General features: G+C 66.8%; 13 protein-coding genes and 1 pseudogene. 10 read left to right on the top strand and 4 right to left on the bottom strand.

The window, feature by feature from the left end; translation table 11 throughout:
- The first annotated feature begins 14 nt into the window (after positions 1–14).
- From chvE to ACZ7KI_RS36035, 8 genes are all read left to right on the top strand, one after another.
- A complete protein-coding gene (gene chvE, locus ACZ7KI_RS36000) occupies positions 15–1,145 on the top strand; it encodes a multiple monosaccharide ABC transporter substrate-binding protein (protein WP_465505998.1) in 1,131 nt (376 codons plus the stop codon).
- Between the two features lie 5 nt (positions 1,146–1,150).
- The gene (mmsA, locus tag ACZ7KI_RS36005; RefSeq protein ID WP_470277484.1) at positions 1,151–2,674 is read left to right on the top strand and encodes a multiple monosaccharide ABC transporter ATP-binding protein; all 1,524 of its coding nucleotides are present in this window, start codon (positions 1,151–1,153) and stop codon (positions 2,672–2,674) included.
- A gap of 4 nt (positions 2,675–2,678) precedes the next feature.
- On the top strand, positions 2,679–3,926 hold the full coding sequence (gene mmsB / locus ACZ7KI_RS36010; protein ID WP_470277485.1) for a multiple monosaccharide ABC transporter permease: 1,248 nt from the start codon (positions 2,679–2,681) through the stop codon (positions 3,924–3,926).
- A gap of 115 nt (positions 3,927–4,041) precedes the next feature.
- Positions 4,042–5,322, top strand: a complete 1,281-nt coding sequence (locus ACZ7KI_RS36015) for a jacalin-like lectin (RefSeq protein WP_470277486.1) — start codon at positions 4,042–4,044, stop codon at positions 5,320–5,322.
- Between the two features lie 51 nt (positions 5,323–5,373).
- A complete protein-coding gene (locus ACZ7KI_RS36020) occupies positions 5,374–7,908 on the top strand; it encodes an alpha-L-arabinofuranosidase C-terminal domain-containing protein (RefSeq protein WP_470277487.1) in 2,535 nt (844 codons plus the stop codon).
- A 2-nt stretch (positions 7,909–7,910) separates the two neighbouring features.
- Entirely contained in the window at positions 7,911–9,401 is a 1,491-nt protein-coding gene (locus ACZ7KI_RS36025; RefSeq protein WP_470277488.1) for a family 43 glycosylhydrolase, read from the top strand.
- Positions 9,402–9,423: 22 nt separating this feature from the next.
- Positions 9,424–13,173: a glycoside hydrolase family 2 TIM barrel-domain containing protein gene (locus ACZ7KI_RS36030; RefSeq protein ID WP_470277489.1), complete on the top strand. Its 3,750-nt coding sequence runs from the start codon at positions 9,424–9,426 to the stop codon at positions 13,171–13,173.
- Between the two features lie 123 nt (positions 13,174–13,296).
- The gene (locus ACZ7KI_RS36035) at positions 13,297–13,701 is read left to right on the top strand and encodes a hypothetical protein (protein WP_037303728.1); all 405 of its coding nucleotides are present in this window, start codon (positions 13,297–13,299) and stop codon (positions 13,699–13,701) included.
- Here the strand turns inward: ACZ7KI_RS36035 and ACZ7KI_RS36040 are convergent.
- From ACZ7KI_RS36040 to ACZ7KI_RS36055, 4 genes and pseudogenes are all read right to left on the bottom strand, one after another.
- On the bottom strand, positions 13,679–14,098 hold the full coding sequence (locus ACZ7KI_RS36040) for a hypothetical protein (protein WP_470277490.1): 420 nt from the start codon (positions 14,096–14,098) through the stop codon (positions 13,679–13,681). The genes ACZ7KI_RS36035 and ACZ7KI_RS36040 overlap by 23 nt on opposite strands.
- Before the next feature lie 37 nt (positions 14,099–14,135).
- The gene (locus ACZ7KI_RS36045; protein WP_470277491.1) at positions 14,136–14,891 is read right to left on the bottom strand and encodes a serine/threonine protein kinase; all 756 of its coding nucleotides are present in this window, start codon (positions 14,889–14,891) and stop codon (positions 14,136–14,138) included.
- A 172-nt stretch (positions 14,892–15,063) separates the two neighbouring features.
- Positions 15,064–15,615: pseudogene (locus tag ACZ7KI_RS36050) on the bottom strand (DsbA family oxidoreductase); the annotation flags it as partial.
- Positions 15,615–15,746, bottom strand: coding sequence for a hypothetical protein (locus ACZ7KI_RS36055; RefSeq protein WP_470277492.1), 132 nt, complete (start codon positions 15,744–15,746; stop codon positions 15,615–15,617). The gene ACZ7KI_RS36055 and the pseudogene ACZ7KI_RS36050, both read right to left, overlap by 1 nt.
- Before the next feature lie 77 nt (positions 15,747–15,823).
- On the opposite strand from ACZ7KI_RS36055, the gene ACZ7KI_RS36060 reads away from it, so the two are divergent.
- Both ACZ7KI_RS36060 and ACZ7KI_RS36065 read left to right on the top strand, forming a co-directional pair.
- Complete coding sequence (locus ACZ7KI_RS36060) at positions 15,824–16,204, top strand: winged helix-turn-helix transcriptional regulator (RefSeq protein WP_470277494.1); 381 nt, start codon at positions 15,824–15,826, stop codon at positions 16,202–16,204.
- Between the two features lie 4 nt (positions 16,205–16,208).
- Positions 16,209–17,558 (top strand): MFS transporter, encoded by a 1,350-nt coding sequence (locus ACZ7KI_RS36065; RefSeq protein ID WP_470277495.1) that lies wholly within the window; start codon positions 16,209–16,211, stop codon positions 17,556–17,558.
- The last annotated feature ends 19 nt before the right edge of the window (positions 17,559–17,577 follow it).

Here is a 17,577-nt window from a genome sequence, read left to right on the forward strand (position 1 = left end):
GAGGAGAAGGAACAATGAAGTTCACCAAACTGGCCACTTTGGCCATGGCGATCGGCGTCGGAGCGGCGCTGACCGCCTGCGGTTCGAGTGAGAAGACGGGAGAGCAGCAGCAGGCCGCGGGCGCGGGTGCCGCGGGTGGTCTCGTCGGCGTCACCATGCCGACCAAATCGTCGGAGCGCTGGATCCACGACGGCGACAACATCAAGGCGGCGCTGGAGAAGCTGGGTTACCAGGTCGACCTGCAGTACGCAGAGGACGACATCCCCACCCAGGTCAACCAGATCGAGAACCAGATCACCAAGGGCGCGAAGCTGCTCGTGATCGCCTCGATCGACGGCACCGCGATCACCACACAGCTGCAGGAGGCCGCGGACAAGAAGATCCCGGTCATCGCCTACGACCGGCTGATTCGCAACACCCCCAACGTCGACTACTACGCGACCTTCGACAACTTCAAGGTCGGCGTGCAGCAGGCGACGTCGTTGCTGACCGGGCTCAAGGTCCTCAAGGAGGACGGCTCCCCGGGCGAGGGCAAGGGCCCGTTCAACGTCGAGCTGTTCGCCGGTTCGCCGGACGACAACAACGCGACGTTCTTCTTCAACGGCGCCATGTCGGTGCTGAAGCCGTACCTGGACAACGGGACGCTGGTCGTCAAGAGCGGCCAGACCGCGTTCAACGTCGCGGCGATCCTGCGCTGGCAGGCGGCGACCGCGCAACGGCGCATGGAAGACCTGCTGACGAAGACCTACAGCTCGGGCGACAAGGTACAGGGCGTGCTCTCGCCGTATGACGGGCTCTCCATCGGCATCCTCTCCGCGCTCAAGAGCAACGGCTACGGCACGCCGGGGCAGCCGTACCCGGTCGTCACCGGGCAGGACGCCGAGGTCGCGTCGGTGAAGTCCATCATCGCCAACGAGCAGTACTCGACCATCTTCAAGGACACCCGCAAGCTCGCCGACACCACGGTCAAGATGGCCGACGCGGTGCTCAAGGGCGGCAAGGCCGAGGTCAACAACACCAAGGACTACAACAACGGCCAGAAGGTCGTCCCGGCGTTCCTGCTGGATTCGGTGATCCTGAACAAGGGGAACTACCAGAAGGAACTCATCGACTCGGGCTACTACAAAGCGGAACAGCTGAGGTAGTGGAAGTGACCGACGAAATCCTTCGGATGCGGGGGATCACCAAAACCTTCCCCGGGGTCAAGGCACTGCAGGACGTGAACCTGTCGGTGCGGCGGGGTGAGATCCACGCGATCTGCGGTGAGAACGGCGCGGGCAAGTCCACGCTGATGAAGGTGCTCTCGGGCGTGTACGCGCACGGCTCGTACGAAGGCGAGATCGTCTTCGACGGCGAGCCGTGCGCGTTCTCCGCGATCCGCGACAGCGAACGCCGCGGCATCGTGATCATCCATCAGGAACTCGCCCTCTGCCAGCAGTTGTCGATCGCGGAGAACATCTTCCTCGGCAACGAGAAGGCGCGCGGCGGCCTGATCGACTGGAACCGGACCAACCACGAGGCCGGCGAGCTGATGAAGCGGGTCGGCCTGCGGGAGAACCCGGTGACGCCGGTGCTCGACATCGGGGTCGGCAAACAGCAGCTGGTCGAGATCGCCAAGGCACTGTCCAAAGAGGTCAAGCTCCTCATCCTCGACGAGCCGACGGCCGCGCTGAACGACGATGATTCGGCGCATCTGCTCGATCTGCTGCGAGAACTGCGTGACGACGGCGTCACCTGCGTCATGATCTCGCACAAGCTCAACGAGATCGCCGCGATCGCCGACTCGATCACCATTCTGCGCGACGGGAAGACGATCGAGACCCTCGACGCGGCCAGCGTGACCGAAGACCGGATCATCTCCGGGATGGTCGGCCGGAAGCTGGAGAACCGGTTTCCCCCGAGGGAACCGCGGATCGGCGACGAAGTGCTCCGGATCGAGGACTGGACCGTGCACAGCCCCACCCAGCGTGGCCGGGTGGTGGTCTCCGGCGCGAGCCTGAAGTTGCGCCGTGGCGAGATCGTCGGTCTCGCGGGACTCATGGGCGCCGGCCGGACCGAACTCGCGATGAGCGTGTTCGGGCGGTCGTACGGCAAGGACATCTCCGGCCGTCTGTTCAAGGACGGCAAGGAGATCGAAGCGCGGACCGTCGGAGAGGCCATCGAGCACGGGATCGCCTACGCCACCGAGGACCGCAAGCGCTACGGGCTGAACCTCATCGAGGACATCCAGCGCAACGTCTCCGGAGCCGCGCTCGGCAAGATCGCGCGTCGCGGCTGGGTGGACTGGAACGAGGAACACCGTGTCGCGGAAGGCTTCCGCAAGAGCATGAACATCAAGGCCCCGAACGTGCAGAGCGTGACGGGCACACTTTCGGGTGGCAACCAGCAGAAGGTCGTGCTGTCCAAATGGATCCTCACCGATCCGGACGTGCTGATCCTCGACGAGCCGACGCGCGGTATCGACGTCGGCGCGAAGTACGAGATCTACACGATCATCAACCGGCTGGCCGACGAAGGGAAGGCCGTGCTGGTCATCTCCTCCGAGCTGCCGGAGCTGATTGGGCTGTGCGACCGGATCTACGCGCTGTCGGCAGGCCGGATCACCGGTGAGGTCGGCCGGGAAGAGGCGACACAGGAGGTCCTGATGCGTGCCATGACCAGGGAACAGGAGTAACACCATGAGTACCGTCTCCGCCGGCACCGTCAGCGGTGCCCCGGAACGGAACGAAGACGCCCCGGTCAAAGCGCCGAGGCGAATCTCGTTCAACCCGCGTCAAAGCGGCATCTATGTCGCGTTCGCGCTGATCGTCGTGCTGTTCTCGTTCCTCACCGGCGGTGCGCTGCTGGAACCGCAGAACATCTCGAACCTGATCGTGCAGAACACCTACGTGCTGGTGCTCGCGATCGGCATGATCCTGATCATCATCGCCGGGCACATCGACCTGTCGGTCGGTTCGGTGGTGGCGCTGACCGGCGCGATCTCGGCCGTGCTGATGGTGAACCTCGGCATGGCGTGGCCGTTGGCACTGCTCATCACGCTGCTCGTCGGCGCGGCGATCGGGGCATGGCAAGGATATTGGGTCGCCTACTTCGGCATTCCCGCGTTCATCGTGACGCTGGCCGGCATGCTGATCTTCCGCGCGCTGACCCTGACCGTCCTGGGTAACCAGGGCATCGGCCCGTTCCCCGACGAGGTGCGGACACTGGCGAACGGGTTCACCGGCGGCTATCTCGGCAACATCGGCCTCGGCCCGCTCGGCGGTGCCGACCTGGTGAGCCTCCTCGTCGGCGTGCTGGCGATCGCGGGCGCGGTCTTCTCGCAGTGGCGTAAGCGCACGGCACGGATCAACTACCTCCAAGAGGTCGACCCGTTGCCGATGTTCATGCTGAAGATGGTCGCCGCGGCCGCCGTCGTGCTGTTCGTGGTGGTCCAGCTGGCGCGGTACAAGAACCTGCCGTGGGTGCTGATCCTGCTGTCGGTGCTGGTGATCGGGTATTCGCTGGTGACGACGCGGGCGGTGTTCGGCCGCCACATCTACGCCATCGGCGGGAACCTCCAGGCGGCGACGCTGTCCGGGGTGAAGGTCAAAGCGGTCACGTTCTGGATCTTCGTCAACATGGGCGTGCTGGCCGCGCTCGCCGGCATCATCGTCGCCGGACGGCTCAACCAGGCCGGTCCGACCGCGGGCAACATGTTCGAACTCGACGCCATCGCCGCGGCCTTCATCGGCGGCGCCGCCGTACAGGGCGGGGTCGGCAAGGTGGTCGGCGCGATCACCGGCGGCCTGATCATGGGCGTCATCAACAACGGGATGTCCCTCATCGGCGCGCCGACCGAGAGCGTGAACCTGGTCAAGGGGTTCGTGCTGCTCGCCGCCGTCGCCTACGACATCTGGACCAAACGACGGGCCCGTACCGCCGCCTGACGGCGTGGGTGTTCCGGGCCGCTCCGGCGACCCGGAACACCCACGCCGTACCGGACCTCAGGAGACTTCAGTGTCGAAGCGCCTGTTCTTCGTTCTAGCGTCCGCTTTACTGCTCATGGCAGGTGTCCCGGCGGCCGCGGAAGCGGCTCCGAGCGGGACGTTCTCCGTACTCACCTACAACATCGCGGGTTTGCCCGAGTCCCTCTCGAGCGCGCCGACGCCACGGGAGCCGGCCACGAAGGCGATCGGCGGCCGGATCGGCCCCTACGACGTCGTGCACGTCCAGGAGGATTTCAACTACCACGCCACGCTCTACGCCGCCGACGGCCATCCTCATCGGACGCCGACGAGTGGCGGTGCCGGTTTCGGCAGTGGCCTCAACACGCTGTCGGGTATCCCTTACGACGTCGACGATTTCGAACGCGTCAAATGGGACTCGTGCCAGTTCGACTCCGGCGATTGCCTCACGCCGAAGGGGTTCACCTTCATGCGGGTCCGGCTCGCCGAGGGCGTGTTCACCGATTTCTACAACCTCCACACCAACGCCGGGACCAACGACGGTGATCTGAAGTCGAGGGCGGCCAACCTCAAGCAGCTGACGGCGTTCATGAAAACCCGGTCGACGGGGAACGCCGTCGTGGTCATGGGCGACACCAACACCCGCTATACGAGGACGGGTGACACGATCGCGGCGTTCGCGGCCGACAACGGCCTGACCGACGCCTGGGTCCAGCTGGCCCGCGGCGGGACCGCGCCCGCGCAGGGCAGCCCCGCCCTGCTGTGCGACCCGGCGGCGGTGACGAACGACTGCGAGGTCGTCGACAAGATCCTTTACCGGGGCAGCAAGCTCGTCAGCCTCGAAGCGACCTCCTACGCCAACGAGCACGCCAAGTTCCTTGACGAATCGGGCGCGATGCTGTCGGATCATTCCCCGATCGCCACCGCTTTCACCTGGCGCCAGAACGCTGATTTCCTGCCGACCGATCAGTTCGGCGGCCCGCACGGCTCCTCGTTCACCGACATCGACGCGATCCCCGCCGGTGCCGGTGTCCGCACCCTGTCGCTGCGCGGCGGCTCCCGGGTGGACAACATCGGCCTCACCCTCGGCGACGGGACCACGCTGTCCCACGGCGGGAGCGGAGGAACCGCCGTCACCTTGACCCTGGAGAACGGCGAACACCTCACCGCCGTGACGCTCTGCCGGGGCAAGCACGACAACACCACCCGGATCTTCTCGGCCACGTTCACCACCGACCGCGGCCGGACGGTGTCGGCCGGGACCACGACGTCGGACTGCGTGACCCGCGCCGCGGTGCCGGGCTGGCAGATCGCGGGATTCCACGGCCGGGCCGGGGACGAGGTCGACAAGATCGGCTTCATCCGGACCCGGATCTGACCCGGCCCCGAAACGAACCACGACCATCGCGAAGGTGCGAAAGGAAGTGCTGTGCGCAGGAGAATCGTCCGGCTGGGCGCGCTGACGTCCATCATGGCCCTGGGGATCGGAGTTCCCGTCCCCGCCGCCTCGGGACAGACACCGATGACCGACTACACGCTCGCCGTCGACGCGGCGGGCCGTGGTGCCACGATCGACCGTTCGATGTACGGCGTGTTCTTCGAGGACATCAACCGTGCCGCGGACGGCGGTCTGTACGCCGAACTCGTCCAGAACCGGTCCTTCGAGTACGACAAGGCCGACAACGCGTCCTACACCCCACTGACGTCCTGGGCACCGACGTCACTCGGCGGGGGGACCGGTAAGGCGGAGGTCGTCGACGACGCCCAGCGGCTCAACGAGCGGAACAGGCGCTACCTCCGGCTCGACCTTTCAAGTGGTGAGTACGGCGTCGCGAACTCCGGCTTCAACTCGGGAATCCGCGTCGAAAGAGGCAAGCAGTACGACTTTTCGGTATTCGCCCGGACCGATCGCGCGGCGGGGACGCCGCTCACGGTGTCCGTCACCGACCCCGCCGGGAAAGCGCTTGCCGACCCGCTGCGGGTCCAGGTTCGCGGCGACGGCTGGGTGAAGTACGCCGGCACGATCCGGGCGCGGGAGTCGAGCGCGATCGGCAGGCTCGCACTGACCGCGTCCGGCGGCGGGACACTGCGGCTGGACATGGTGTCGCTGTTCCCCAAGGACACCTACAAGAACCGGCCCAACGGGATGCGCGCCGACCTGGCCGAGAAGGTCGCCGCGCTGAAGCCGGGATTCGTGCGGTTCCCCGGCGGCTGCCTGGTCAACACCGGCAGCCATCAGGGTTACGAGGCACCGAACTGGGAGCGTAAGCGCTCGTACCAATGGAAGGACACGATCGGGCCGGTCGAGCAGCGGGCCACGAACGCGAATTTCTGGGGCTACAACCAGTCCTACGGCATCGGCTACTACGAGTACTTCCAGTTCTCCGAGGACATCGGCGCGATGCCGCTACCGGTGGTGCCCGCGCTGGTCACCGGCTGCGGGCAGAACCGGGTCACCGACGATCCCGCGTTGCTGCGGCGGCACATCCAGGACACCCTCGACCTGATCGAGTTCGCCAATGGTCCGGTCACCTCGACCTGGGGCCGGAAGCGGGCCGAAATGGGGCATCCGGCGCCGTTCAACCTGACGCATGTCGGCGTCGGCAACGAAGAGAACCTGCCGGACGAGTTCTTCGCCCGGTTCACGGAATTCCGCAAGGCGATCGCGGCGAAGTACCCGGGGATCACGGTGATCAGCAACTCCGGTCCGGACGACACGGGGAGCACCTTCGACAGGTTGTGGCAGCTGAACCGCGACGCGAAGGTCTCGATGGTCGACGAGCACTACTACAACAGTCCGCAGTGGTTCCTGCAGAACAACCAGCGCTACGACACCTACGACCGCAACGGTCCGAAGGTGTTCCTCGGCGAGTACGCGTCGCTGGACAACAAGTTCGGCAACGCGCTGGCCGAGGCGGCGTACATGACCGGGCTGGAACGGAACGCCGACGTCGTCAAGCTCGCGTCGTACGCGCCGCTGCTGGCGAACACCGACTACGTGCAGTGGAAACCGGACATGATCTGGTTCGACAACCAGCGCTCGTGGGGATCGGCCAGCTACGAGACGCAGAAGCTGTTCATGACCAACGCCGGTGACCACGTCGTGCCGAGCAAGGCCTCGTCGACGCCGTCGACGGTGGCCCCGATCTCGGGTGCGATCGGGCTGTCGACCTGGGCCACGAGCGCGGCCTACGACGACGTCAAGGTCACGTCGGCCGATGGCGCGCAGCTGTTCTCCGACGACTTCTCCGGTGACGATTCACGCTGGTCGAAGGTGGCCGGACGCGGTTCGTGGGCGGTGTCGAACGGCGCGTACGTCCAGTCCGATCAGGCCGCGGAGAACACGCTGGTGACCGCGGGTGATCCGGCGTGGAGCAATTACGACTTCTCGGTGAAGGCGACCAAGACCGCCGGGCGGGAAGGATTCCTCGTCGCGTTCGGGGTCAAGGACACCGGCAACAACTACTGGTGGAACCTCGGCGGCTGGAACAACACCGTCTCCGCCGTCGAGAAGGCCGAGGGCGGCGCCAAGCAGACGCTGTTCCAGAACGACACCAAGATCGAGACCGGCCGTCAGTACGACCTGCGCGTCGAGGTCCGCGGCCGTCAGGTTACGTTGTTCCTCGACGGGCAGAAGTGGGGCTCCTTCACCGATGACCAGGTCGCCGAACCGTTCCGGCAGGTCGTCACCCGGGACCTCAAGACCGGCGAACTCGTGGTCAAGGTGGTCAACGCGCAGAACGCGGCCGCCCGTACCCGGGTCGACCTCGGCACTCGCGTCCAGCCGGGCTCCACGGCGCGCGTGACGACGCTGCAGGGTTCGCCCGACGACGTCAACACCGCCTTCGCCACGCCGATCTCGCCGCGCGAATCGCGGTTCACCGGGGTGGCGAACACCTTCAGCTACACCTTCCCGCCGAACTCCGTGACCTTCCTGCGCTTTCCGGCTCGAGTGAGGGGATGACCATGACCATCGACCGACGTGACCTGTTCAGAGCGGGTGGCGGGCTGCTGGCCGCCACCGCCGTGGGGACGCTGGCGCAGAACATCGCCACCGCCGCCGAAGCCGCTGTTGAAACTGCTGGCGACGCGACTGCCGTCCCGACCCCGTTGACCACCAGGAACCCGCTGGTCGAGCAACGGGCAGACCCGTTCATCACCCGGCCGGTGAACGGGATGTACTACCTGACCGGCTCGGTGCCCGAATATGACCGCGTCGTCGTACGCGGGGCCGCCACGATCGACGGACTGGCCACCGCCAAGGAGAAGACGGTCTGGCGGCGTCCGTCGTCCGGGAAGATGGGCGGGCACATCTGGGCGCCCGAACTCCATCGCATCGACGGCCGCTGGTACATCTACTTCGCCGCCGGGGACTCGGACAACGTGTTCCGCATCCGGACCTACGTCCTGGAGTCCACTTCGGACGATCCGCGCGCGGACACCTGGGTGCTGCGCGGGCAGATGGTGACCAAATGGGACACCTTCACCCTGGACTCGACGACGTTCGAACACCGCGGCAAGCGGTACTTCGCGTGGGCGCAGAGCGAGCCGGGCATCGAGACGAACAGCAATCTCTACCTCGCCGAGATGGCCTCACCGCTGGCGCTCAAGGGCGATCCGGTGCGGCTCGCCGTGCCGACGTTGCCGTGGGAGATCCAAGGTTTCAAGGTCAACGAGGGCCCGGCCGTGCTGATCCGCAACGGACGGGTCTTCATGACCTACTCGGCGAGCGCCACCGATGCCCGGTACTGCATGGGGCTTCTCACCGCCGACGAGCGTTCGGACCTGCTCGATCCGAGGTCGTGGACGAAGTCGCCGCAGCCGGTTTTCACCACGAACGAGGCGACGCGGCAATACGGGCCGGGACACAATTCGTTCACCGTCGCCGAGGATGGCCGAACCGACGTGCTCGTCTACCACGCCCGCGACTACCGCGACATCACCGGTGATCCGCTGTACGACCCGAACCGGCACACCCGTGTCCAGCGGCTGTACTGGAACAACGACGGCACCCCGAGTTTCGGCGTTCCGGTCGGCAAGGGCGGTCCGTGCGTGCGACTGTCTCCTTTGGACGCTCCCGCGTCGTACGTGCGGCACTACGAATACCGGCTGACGGTCGACGGCGACGTCCGGGAACTCGCCGACTCGCAGTTCCGGATCGTGGCGGGTTTCCGCGGTGCCGGGACGGTGGCGCTGCAGTCGGTGAATTTCCCGGACCGGTACGTCCGGGTCGTCGACGGTGCGACCGTGCGGATCGACCCGTACGACGAAAGCGATGCGTACGGCCGGGCGGCGAGCTTCACCAGGGTGCCGGGTTTGGCGGACTCGCAGGCGGTGTCGTTCCGTCTGCTGGGCGACTCCGCCACCTATTTGGCCCACGACAATGGAAGGATCTTGCCCTTCCGTCCCGGGGCCGGGATACGAGATCGTCAACGGGTCAGCTACCGGATCAGCTGAACTTTCTGGGAGGTTGAACGCAGTGCTGCGAACACGCCCCATCCTCGGGGTCCTGGCGATGCTCGCCGGGACCCTCGTCGCGGCCGGATCACCGGCCATGGCCGAAGGCCCACCCGACGACGTCTACACCTACCTCGAAGATCCACGGAAGGTGTCCGAAGGGCAAGAACCAGCCCACGCCGACCTGCGTCCCTACGCGGACGTTTCCGCCGCCGCCCGCCGTGACGAACGCGGCCCGTACACGATGTCGCTCGACGGCAAATGGCGGATAGCGATGGCGGACAATCCGGCGCAGGTACCGGCGGGATTCCACGAAGACGGCTATGACGCGTCACGCTGGCGCGAAGTGTCCGTGCCGCACACATGGCAGACCGATGGCCTGGACCACCCGATCTTCCGCAACATCGCCACCGAGATCCAGCCGGACGACCCGCCGCGCGTCCCGCGTGACGTCAACCCGACCGGCGCCTACGTCCGGGACTTCCCGCTGCCCGCGGACTGGACCAAGCGGAACACCTTCCTGCGCTTCGAGGGCGTCACTTCGGCGTACTTCGTCTGGGTCAACGGGAAGTACATCGGCTACGACCAGGGCGGGTACACGCCGGCGGAGTTCGACATCTCGTCCGCGCTGCGGCCGGGGCCGAACCGGATCGCCGTGCAGGTGCACCGCTGGAGCGCGGGTGCCTACCTGGAGGACGTCGACCAATGGCGGTACTCGGGCATCTTCCGCTCGGTGACCCTGCGCTCGACACCGGGCACCTTCATCCAGGACGTCGGCCTGACCACCGATCTCGACGCGACCTACACCGACGCCACGCTGAAGGCCGCGGTCGAGGTCGCCACGAAGCCCGGTGGAACGACGGGTAAGCACCGTATCGATCTGAGCCTGCGCGACGCGGCAGGCAAGGAAGTCGGGAAGACCAGCGGGGACGTCGATCCCGGGGGGAAGACCGCGCTCAGTCTGCCGGTGCGCGACCCGGCGAAGTGGACCGACGAGACGCCGAACCTGTACACGGCCGTCCTCACGCTGACCGCACCCGATGGCCGGGTCACGCACATCACCAGTGAGACCGTCGGGTTCCGCGAGATCGAGATCCGCGACAAACAGTTGCTGGTCAACGGAAAGCGCTTACTGTTCAAGGGCGTCAACCGGGCGGAGACCGACCCCGACCATGGCAGGCATGTGCCGCGCCGGGCGCAGGAACGCGACGTCGCGCTGATGAAGCAACTCAACGTCAACGCGGTCCGCACTTCGCACTACCCGTCGGATCCGTACTTCTACGAGTTGGCCGACCGGCACGGGATCTGGGTCGACGACGAGATCGACATCGAGACCCACAACCACGAGAACTGCGCGAAGTACTGCCAGGCGAACGACCCGGCCTGGCGGGACGCGTTCTTCGACCGGATGATCGGCATGGTCGAACGCGACAAGAACCATCCGAGTGTTTTCCTCTGGGACACCGGTAACGAGGCGGGACTCGGTGCCCACCACTTCGCGCTGGCCGAATGGCTGGACGCGAACGAGCCGACCCGGCCGATCTACCACCAGTCCAACAACCCGGACGGCGACGCACCCTTCGCCGACGTCTGGGGGCCGCGTTATCCGTCTCCGGAGAAGTTCGCCGAACAGGCCAAGAACACCACGAAGCCGCTGATCTTCGGCGAGTACGCCCACGCGATGGGTAACAGCCTCGGCAACTTCCGTGAGTTCTGGGACACCATCCGCGCGAATCCGCAGACCCAGGGCGGGTTCATCTGGGACTGGGCGGAGCAGAACATCCGGCAACCGATCCGGATCACCCCGGACTCGTCCGGCAACGACATCTCGGCGCACGTGACCGGGAAGCCGGAGCTGGTCGATGGTCATCGCGGCAAGGCGCTGGCACTGTCCGGATTGGACGATTTCGTCGAGGTCTACCGCGACCGGAAACTCGACATCACCGGCAAGGCGCTGACGCTCGACGCGTGGGTGAGGCCGGGCAAATGGACCGGTGACTTCCGCATCCTCGGCAAGGGTGACCACCAGTACGCGCTCAAGATGAAGACGCAGGACACCCTGGAGTTCTTCATCCACAGTGGAACGTGGCAGGCCGTCCAGGCCAAGGTGCCCGCGGACTTCTACGGCAACTGGCACCGGGTGAGCGGTACCTACGACGGCACGGCCCTGCGGTTGTACCTCGACGGCAAGGAGGTCGCGAACAAACCGTTCACCGGCGCGATCGACACCTCGTCGGCCGAGGTCAACATCGGCCGCGATTTCGAAACGTCGTGGAACGACCCGTCTGCGATCGGGTGGATGGGACGCGGCGCCGTCGACGACGTCCGCATCTACGACAAGCCGCTTTCCGCCGCGGAGTTGGCCGGGACCACGCCGGCCGGTGGAGCGGTGCTGGCGCTGGACTTCGACAGTGTGACCGAGCGGGGAAGTCATCTCTCCTACGGATCCAGTCTGTCCGGTGTGGACGGTCTGATCGGGTCGGACCGTTCGGCGCAGCCGGAGACCGCGCAGATGGCGTGGGCACACCAGCCGATCCGCTTCGCCTACGACGGCGGCACGCTGGCGGTGACCAACGAGCGGCAGTTCAAGGGCACCGACGAGCTGAACCTGCGGTGGCGGATCCAGGAAGGTTCCCGGGTCGTCGCCCAGGGCGAGCGGCCCTTGCGCGTCGGTGCGGCTTCGACCGGGAAGATCTCCTTGCCGGTCCCGGCGAATCCGGCCGATCGGGAGCGGTTCCTCACCGTCGAAGCCGTGACCACCCAGGGCGAGCCGATGCTCGCGCGGGGGCACGTCCTGGCGCACGACCAGTTCTCCTTGGGCGGCAAGCGGATTCCGGGTCTGGACCGCTCACCGCTCGATGGAAAGTCCGTCGACGTCGTCGAGGACGCCGCATCGGTGACGGCGTCCGCGGCAGGCGTCACGTACAAGGTGGACAAGACCACGGGGACGTTGTCGTCGATCCGGCACCAGGGCAAGGAACTGCTGAGCGGCGGGCCGAAGCTCGACGCGTGGCGGGCGCCGATCAGCAACGAGACCTTCGCCTGGGGCCGGGCCGAAGGCGAGGATTGGCGCAAGGCCGGGCTGGACCGGCTCAAGACCACGGTCACCGGTGTCCGGGTGGAGAAGGACGGCTCGCGGAGCGCGCGAGTGATCGTGGACAGCCGGGTCGCCGCACCGGACGTCGACGGGGCTTGGTTCGACCAGACGATGACCTACACCGTCGACAGGTCCGGGACGCTGAGCCTCGGAAACAAGGTGGTGCCGCAGGGGAGTGTGCGTACCTTGCCGTACCTGCCCCGGATCGGTGTCTCGCTGGCCGTGCCGGATTCCTACGACCGGTTCGCCTGGTACGGGCGGAAGGCCGAGAGCTACGTCGACCGCAAGGACGGGACGCCGATCGGCGTGCAGTCGACCACGGTGGACCAGCAGTACGTCGACTATCACCGGCCGCAGGACCACGGCAACCACACCGACAGCCGGTGGGCGCTGCTCACCGACGGCCGGACCGGTGGCCTGTTGGTCGCGGGAGCGAAGGACGTCAGCGTGACGCCGTTCGACGACCTCGACCGGGCGGCGTACCCCTTCCAGTTGCAGCGCAACAAGGGCTGGTTCACGCTGCACGCGAGCCACGCGGTGACCGGTGTCGGGGACACGCCCAACCCGGTCCGCGAGCGTAGCCAGGTCCAGCAGGACAGCACCTACGAGTACACGCTGTCGCTGCGGCCGCTGACCTCGCAGGAAGCGCGGGCGGGGCTGCCGAGCGGCGGCTGATGATGGGGCTCGTGAGTGGTGATGACGGTTCTGGCCGTCATCACCACTCTCGAGTTACTTGGCGGCTCCTGTCCGCTCGCTGTCGCTAGGCTTGGTCTTCGACTGCGAGGGAGGACTGAGTTCATGGCGGAATGGGCCGATCTGGTCGCGTTCGTACGGCACGAATACCGGGTCATTCGGGATGAACCGGACGAAATCCGGATCCGGTTGTCCTATGGTGACGACGACTACGAAGAGCGGGCCCAGACCGTGGTCATCGCGCGGGAGATCTTCGACCGCCGTGAGGACTGGGTACAGATCGCGACGCCGTTCGCGCGCGTCGACGAGGTCGACCTGGCGACCGTGCTGACCGAGATCGGCAACACGATCGTCGTCGGCGGTCTGGTGGTCATGGGGGAACACCTGGTGCTGCGCCATTCCCTGCCGCTGGTGAACCTCGACATCAACGAGTTCACCGACCCGCTCGAGCTCGTCGCGGGTTCGGCTGAAGTGCTCGAACAGCAGTTCACCGGCCGCGACGACTACTGAGCAGGCGCGTGACCTCCTCGAAGGAGGTCACGCGTTCGCATTCCTCCTCGGTGAGCTTGTTGATCGCCGCCCGGTAGGTCTGTGCCTGGGCCGTGCTGGGCAGCTCGCCGCCGAGAAAAACCGGCAGTCCGAGTTCGAAGCCACAGCGCGCCCGCACTCCGTAGCGGTGCCGGGTGCGGGCGACGGCCGTGGCGACGCGGAGCCCGTGTTCGGTGCCCCGCGGCGTCGCCTGCCGGTCGATCTCGATGGCCGCGAACCGGAAACCGTTCGCCTGATCGCATTTCTCGCATCCGGTGGGACCGGCACCGAGTTCGTTGCCGCATTCTGGACATCGCAACCGGCAGAGTGCGGCGTCGACCACCCGCCATACGAAGGCCGAAGTATCGGCGACGACCATTTCGGCGAGTTCGGTCTGTTCGTCCGAATCGCGATCGCTATTTCGCCCGGAGAAGGGTGTCGGCGTCGATGCAGAGCTGACCGTCGCAGGGAACGACCGTCAGTTCGTGGGTTTCGGTGGGGGAGGGGCGGCCGTCGCGGTAGTGCAAGGTGATGCGCGCCCGCACAGTCGTCGCGGAGGTGGCCGAGGCACTGTGGACGTCCACCGCGCTGATCTTTCCCCAGTGGGCCTCGTAATCGGTCAGGCCGCGGCGTTGCAGGTTCGGCCCGATGAGCGGCCAGCCCGCACGGGTGTCGGGCATCAGGCGGTAGTAACCGGTGACGAACTCCACGATGCCTTCGCTCGAGGCGCGCTGGGGCGCGACAGACGTCGTCGAGGGATGGGGGAGCGTGGTGGTCTTCGGCGGCGGGGATTCAGGTCGCGGTTCGACCACGACGGGCAGCGGTGTGCCGGCTGTCTGGGGCGAGCCCGCGAAGTGAACGCCGACGAAGATGGCCGCCAGCATGGACCCCGAGACCCCCAGTACCAGGAACACCAGCCAGACGTTGACCTGTGGCTGCCCGGCGTGGGGGACGTGTGTCGTGCCCGCTGATCGCGCACCGCCGCCGTCGCGACGGCTGAGCACCTGCGAAATTCCGCTGACCAGCCCCGTCGCGACCGTGAACGCGACGGTGAGACCCCACGCCAGGTAATTGGTCTTGAGGTCGGTCGCGAAATTGATCGCGGTGCTGAGAGCGGCGGCGATGAAGGCGCCGAGCAGGGACCAGAACCAGACAGAACCCGCCCGTCGCAAGATCGTCTCCCCTTTTCGCGTGCCGAAGCCATCGGCTTACCACTCGCGGGGCGGAGGGGCGTTGTTACGACGGACGGGTTCCGTGGCCCTATCGTGATCGGTGTGCTTTTTCCAGCGCGGAAAGAAACGTGACCGGGGACTGCGCACCGGAAACGCCATAAGCGCCGTTCAGCACGAAGAACGGCACGCCGTTGACGCCGATCCTGCGCGCTTCGGCGAAATCCGCGTCGACCTCGCCCGCGAACTTCGTGCCTTCCAGTACCTCGCGCGCCTCGTCCTCGGGGACGCCGACTTCGGTGCCGAGCCGGACCAGTGTGTCGAGATCGTCGACGATCTCGCCGTCACAGAGGTGCGCCTTGAGCAGCCGTTCGTGCATCCGATCGCCGAGCCCGTGCTGGTCGGCGAGATGGTTGAGTCGGTGGGCGTCGAGCGTGTTGACCGACACGGCGTTGTCGAGGTCGTAGGTGAGACCCTCCGCGGCGGCGAGTTCGGTGACCTGCCGCGTCATCGCCTTGACCTGCTCCGGCGGTGCGCCCATCTTCTTGGCCAGCATGTCCCGTACCGGCTCGCGGTGGCCCCGGGGATGTGAGGAGTCGAGCTGGAAGCTGTGCCAGCGGACCTCGACGTCGTCGGCGTGCGCGAACTCGCCGAGCGCGGTCTCCATCCGGCGTTTGCCGATGTAGCACCACGGACAAACGACGTCGGACCAGACGTCGATGTACATCACCACGAGCACACCCCGTCCGTGCAGGCCGGCGCGTCTTCGGAACCGAGGACGACCAACGTCGGCCCGGCAGGCCCCGGTTCTCCGGGAAGCGCGTTTTCGGGTGCTTCGTGTTCGGCAGGCGCAGTCATGACCACTTCCTTGGTTACTTCTTGTTCGTAACCGCAACTTACGCCAGTATGGGCCGCGGCGGTAAGGAGGCACTTCCATGTCAGCTACGCACATCGATGTGCCCATGCCCGTGCCCGCCGATCACGACTGCCCGACCCGCGAGATCCTCGACCTGATCGGGGACAAGTGGAGCGTGCTCATCGTGGTCCTGCTCGGCAGGCGAACCTTCCGGTTCGGGGAGTTGCACCGCGGGATCGAAGGAATCAGCCAGCGGATGCTGACGCTGACCTTGCGTGCCCTGGTCCGGGACGGCCTGGTGACGCGGACGCCGTACGCGACGGTGCCGCCGCGGGTCGACTACTCGCTCACCGAGCTCGGCCGGACGCTGCTGGTGCCCCTGAGTGCGCTGGACACTTGGGCGAACGCCCACCGGGACGACATCCGCGCGGCGCGGGAGCGGCACGATTCGGCCGGCTGACCGCGTGACCTCCAAGTGGGGAGGGCTCACCGCCCTGCTCGCGGGGTTCTTCGTGCTCCTGCTCGATACGACGATCGTGGCCGTGGCGAGCCCGAGCATCCAAGCGGACGTCGGCGGGGACGTCGCCGAGCTGTTCTGGGTGACGGCCGGATACCTGCTGGCGTTCTCGGTCCCGCTGCTCGTCGCCGGAAGACTCGGTGACCTCTTCGATCCGAAGCGCGTCTACCTCTTCGGCATGGGCGGTTTCGCCGTCGCGTCGGCGCTGTGCGGGCTCGCGCCGTCGATCGGCTGGCTCATCGCGTTCCGGGTCCTGCAAGGCTTGGCGGCCGCCGCGATGGCCCCTCAGCCGCTCACGCTGATTCGACGACTCTTCGCCGAAGACGAGCGCGGGCGCGCCTTCGGCATTTGGGGTTCGGTCGCCGCCGCGGCCACCCTGCTCGGGCCCATCCTGGGCGGGCTCCTGACGGCGAGCCTGGATTGGCGCTGGATCTTCTGGGTCAACGTGCCCCTGTGCGGCATCGCCGTCGTCATGGGGATCCGCCTGATTCCCGGCAGCCGGGGCGGGACCACACGTTTCGACCCTCTCGGTGCCGCGTTGAGCACGGCGGGTTTGAGCCTTCTCGTGTGGGCCTTGCTGTCCTGGCGCACCCTCTCGCTACCCGCGACCGTCGTCGCCGTCGCGCTGCTCGTTTGCTTTTACCGCCACGAACGTCGCCAAGGCTCCGAGGCGCTCGCCCCCTTGCACCTCTACCGTTCGTCCGGCTACTTGACGGCGAGTCTCGCGATGGCGGCCCTCGGTGCGTCGGTCCTCGCGATGGCCCTGCCGACGATGCTCTACATCCAAGACGTACGAGGGTTCGGACCGATCGAGGCCGCCTTGGTCATGTCGCCGGACGCTCTCGTAGCGATCCTGCTGTCGCCATCGGCGGGCCGCTGGGTCGACCGGGTGGGAGGGCGGTTGCCCGCGATGATCGGCATGAGCGTGCTCACGGCGAGTCTCTTGCTCATCGGTCTCGTGGTCATGCTGGACCTGAGTCCGTGGTGGATCGCGCCCGGCGCCGCGATGCTGGGCGCTGCCAACGCCATGGCGTGGTCGCCGCTGTCCGCCATCGCGATGGCGTCAGTGGATCCGCACGCCGCCGGTGGTGCTTCGGGATTGTTCAACACCGTGCGACAGGTGGGTGCGGTCGCGGGAGTGGCGGTGACCGGCGCGGTGCTGGCCGGCCTCGATGGGAGCCCCAAGCCGGCTTTCGGTGTCGTTTTCTCGTTCATCGGCCTGGTCGCCGCGGGCGGGGCTGTCGCGGCGGTCCGGCTGCCGGTGGGTTCGGTCGCCGATCGTGCGGCACGATCGTGAGTTGAGACCTGGTCTCAAA

The sequence above is a fragment of the Amycolatopsis sp. NPDC039088 genome (assembly GCF_055598845.1).

Bases quoted from the DNA above. Each gene is read 5' to 3' on its own strand.
- ACZ7KI_RS36060 (WP_470277494.1), top strand. From the start codon at position 15,824: ATGTCAGCTACGCACATCGATGTGCCCATGCCCGTGCCCGCCGATCAC.
- ACZ7KI_RS36035 (WP_037303728.1), top strand. From the start codon at position 13,297: ATGGCGGAATGGGCCGATCTGGTCGCGTTCGTACGGCACGAATACCGG.
- ACZ7KI_RS36040 (WP_470277490.1), bottom strand. From the start codon at position 14,098: ATGGTCGTCGCCGATACTTCGGCCTTCGTATGGCGGGTGGTCGACGCC.
- ACZ7KI_RS36015 (WP_470277486.1), top strand. From the start codon at position 4,042: ATGGCAGGTGTCCCGGCGGCCGCGGAAGCGGCTCCGAGCGGGACGTTC.
- mmsB (WP_470277485.1), top strand. From the start codon at position 2,679: ATGAGTACCGTCTCCGCCGGCACCGTCAGCGGTGCCCCGGAACGGAAC.
- ACZ7KI_RS36025 (WP_470277488.1), top strand. From the start codon at position 7,911: ATGACCATCGACCGACGTGACCTGTTCAGAGCGGGTGGCGGGCTGCTG.
- ACZ7KI_RS36055 (WP_470277492.1), bottom strand. From the start codon at position 15,746: ATGACTGCGCCTGCCGAACACGAAGCACCCGAAAACGCGCTTCCCGGA.
- chvE (WP_465505998.1), top strand. From the start codon at position 15: ATGAAGTTCACCAAACTGGCCACTTTGGCCATGGCGATCGGCGTCGGA.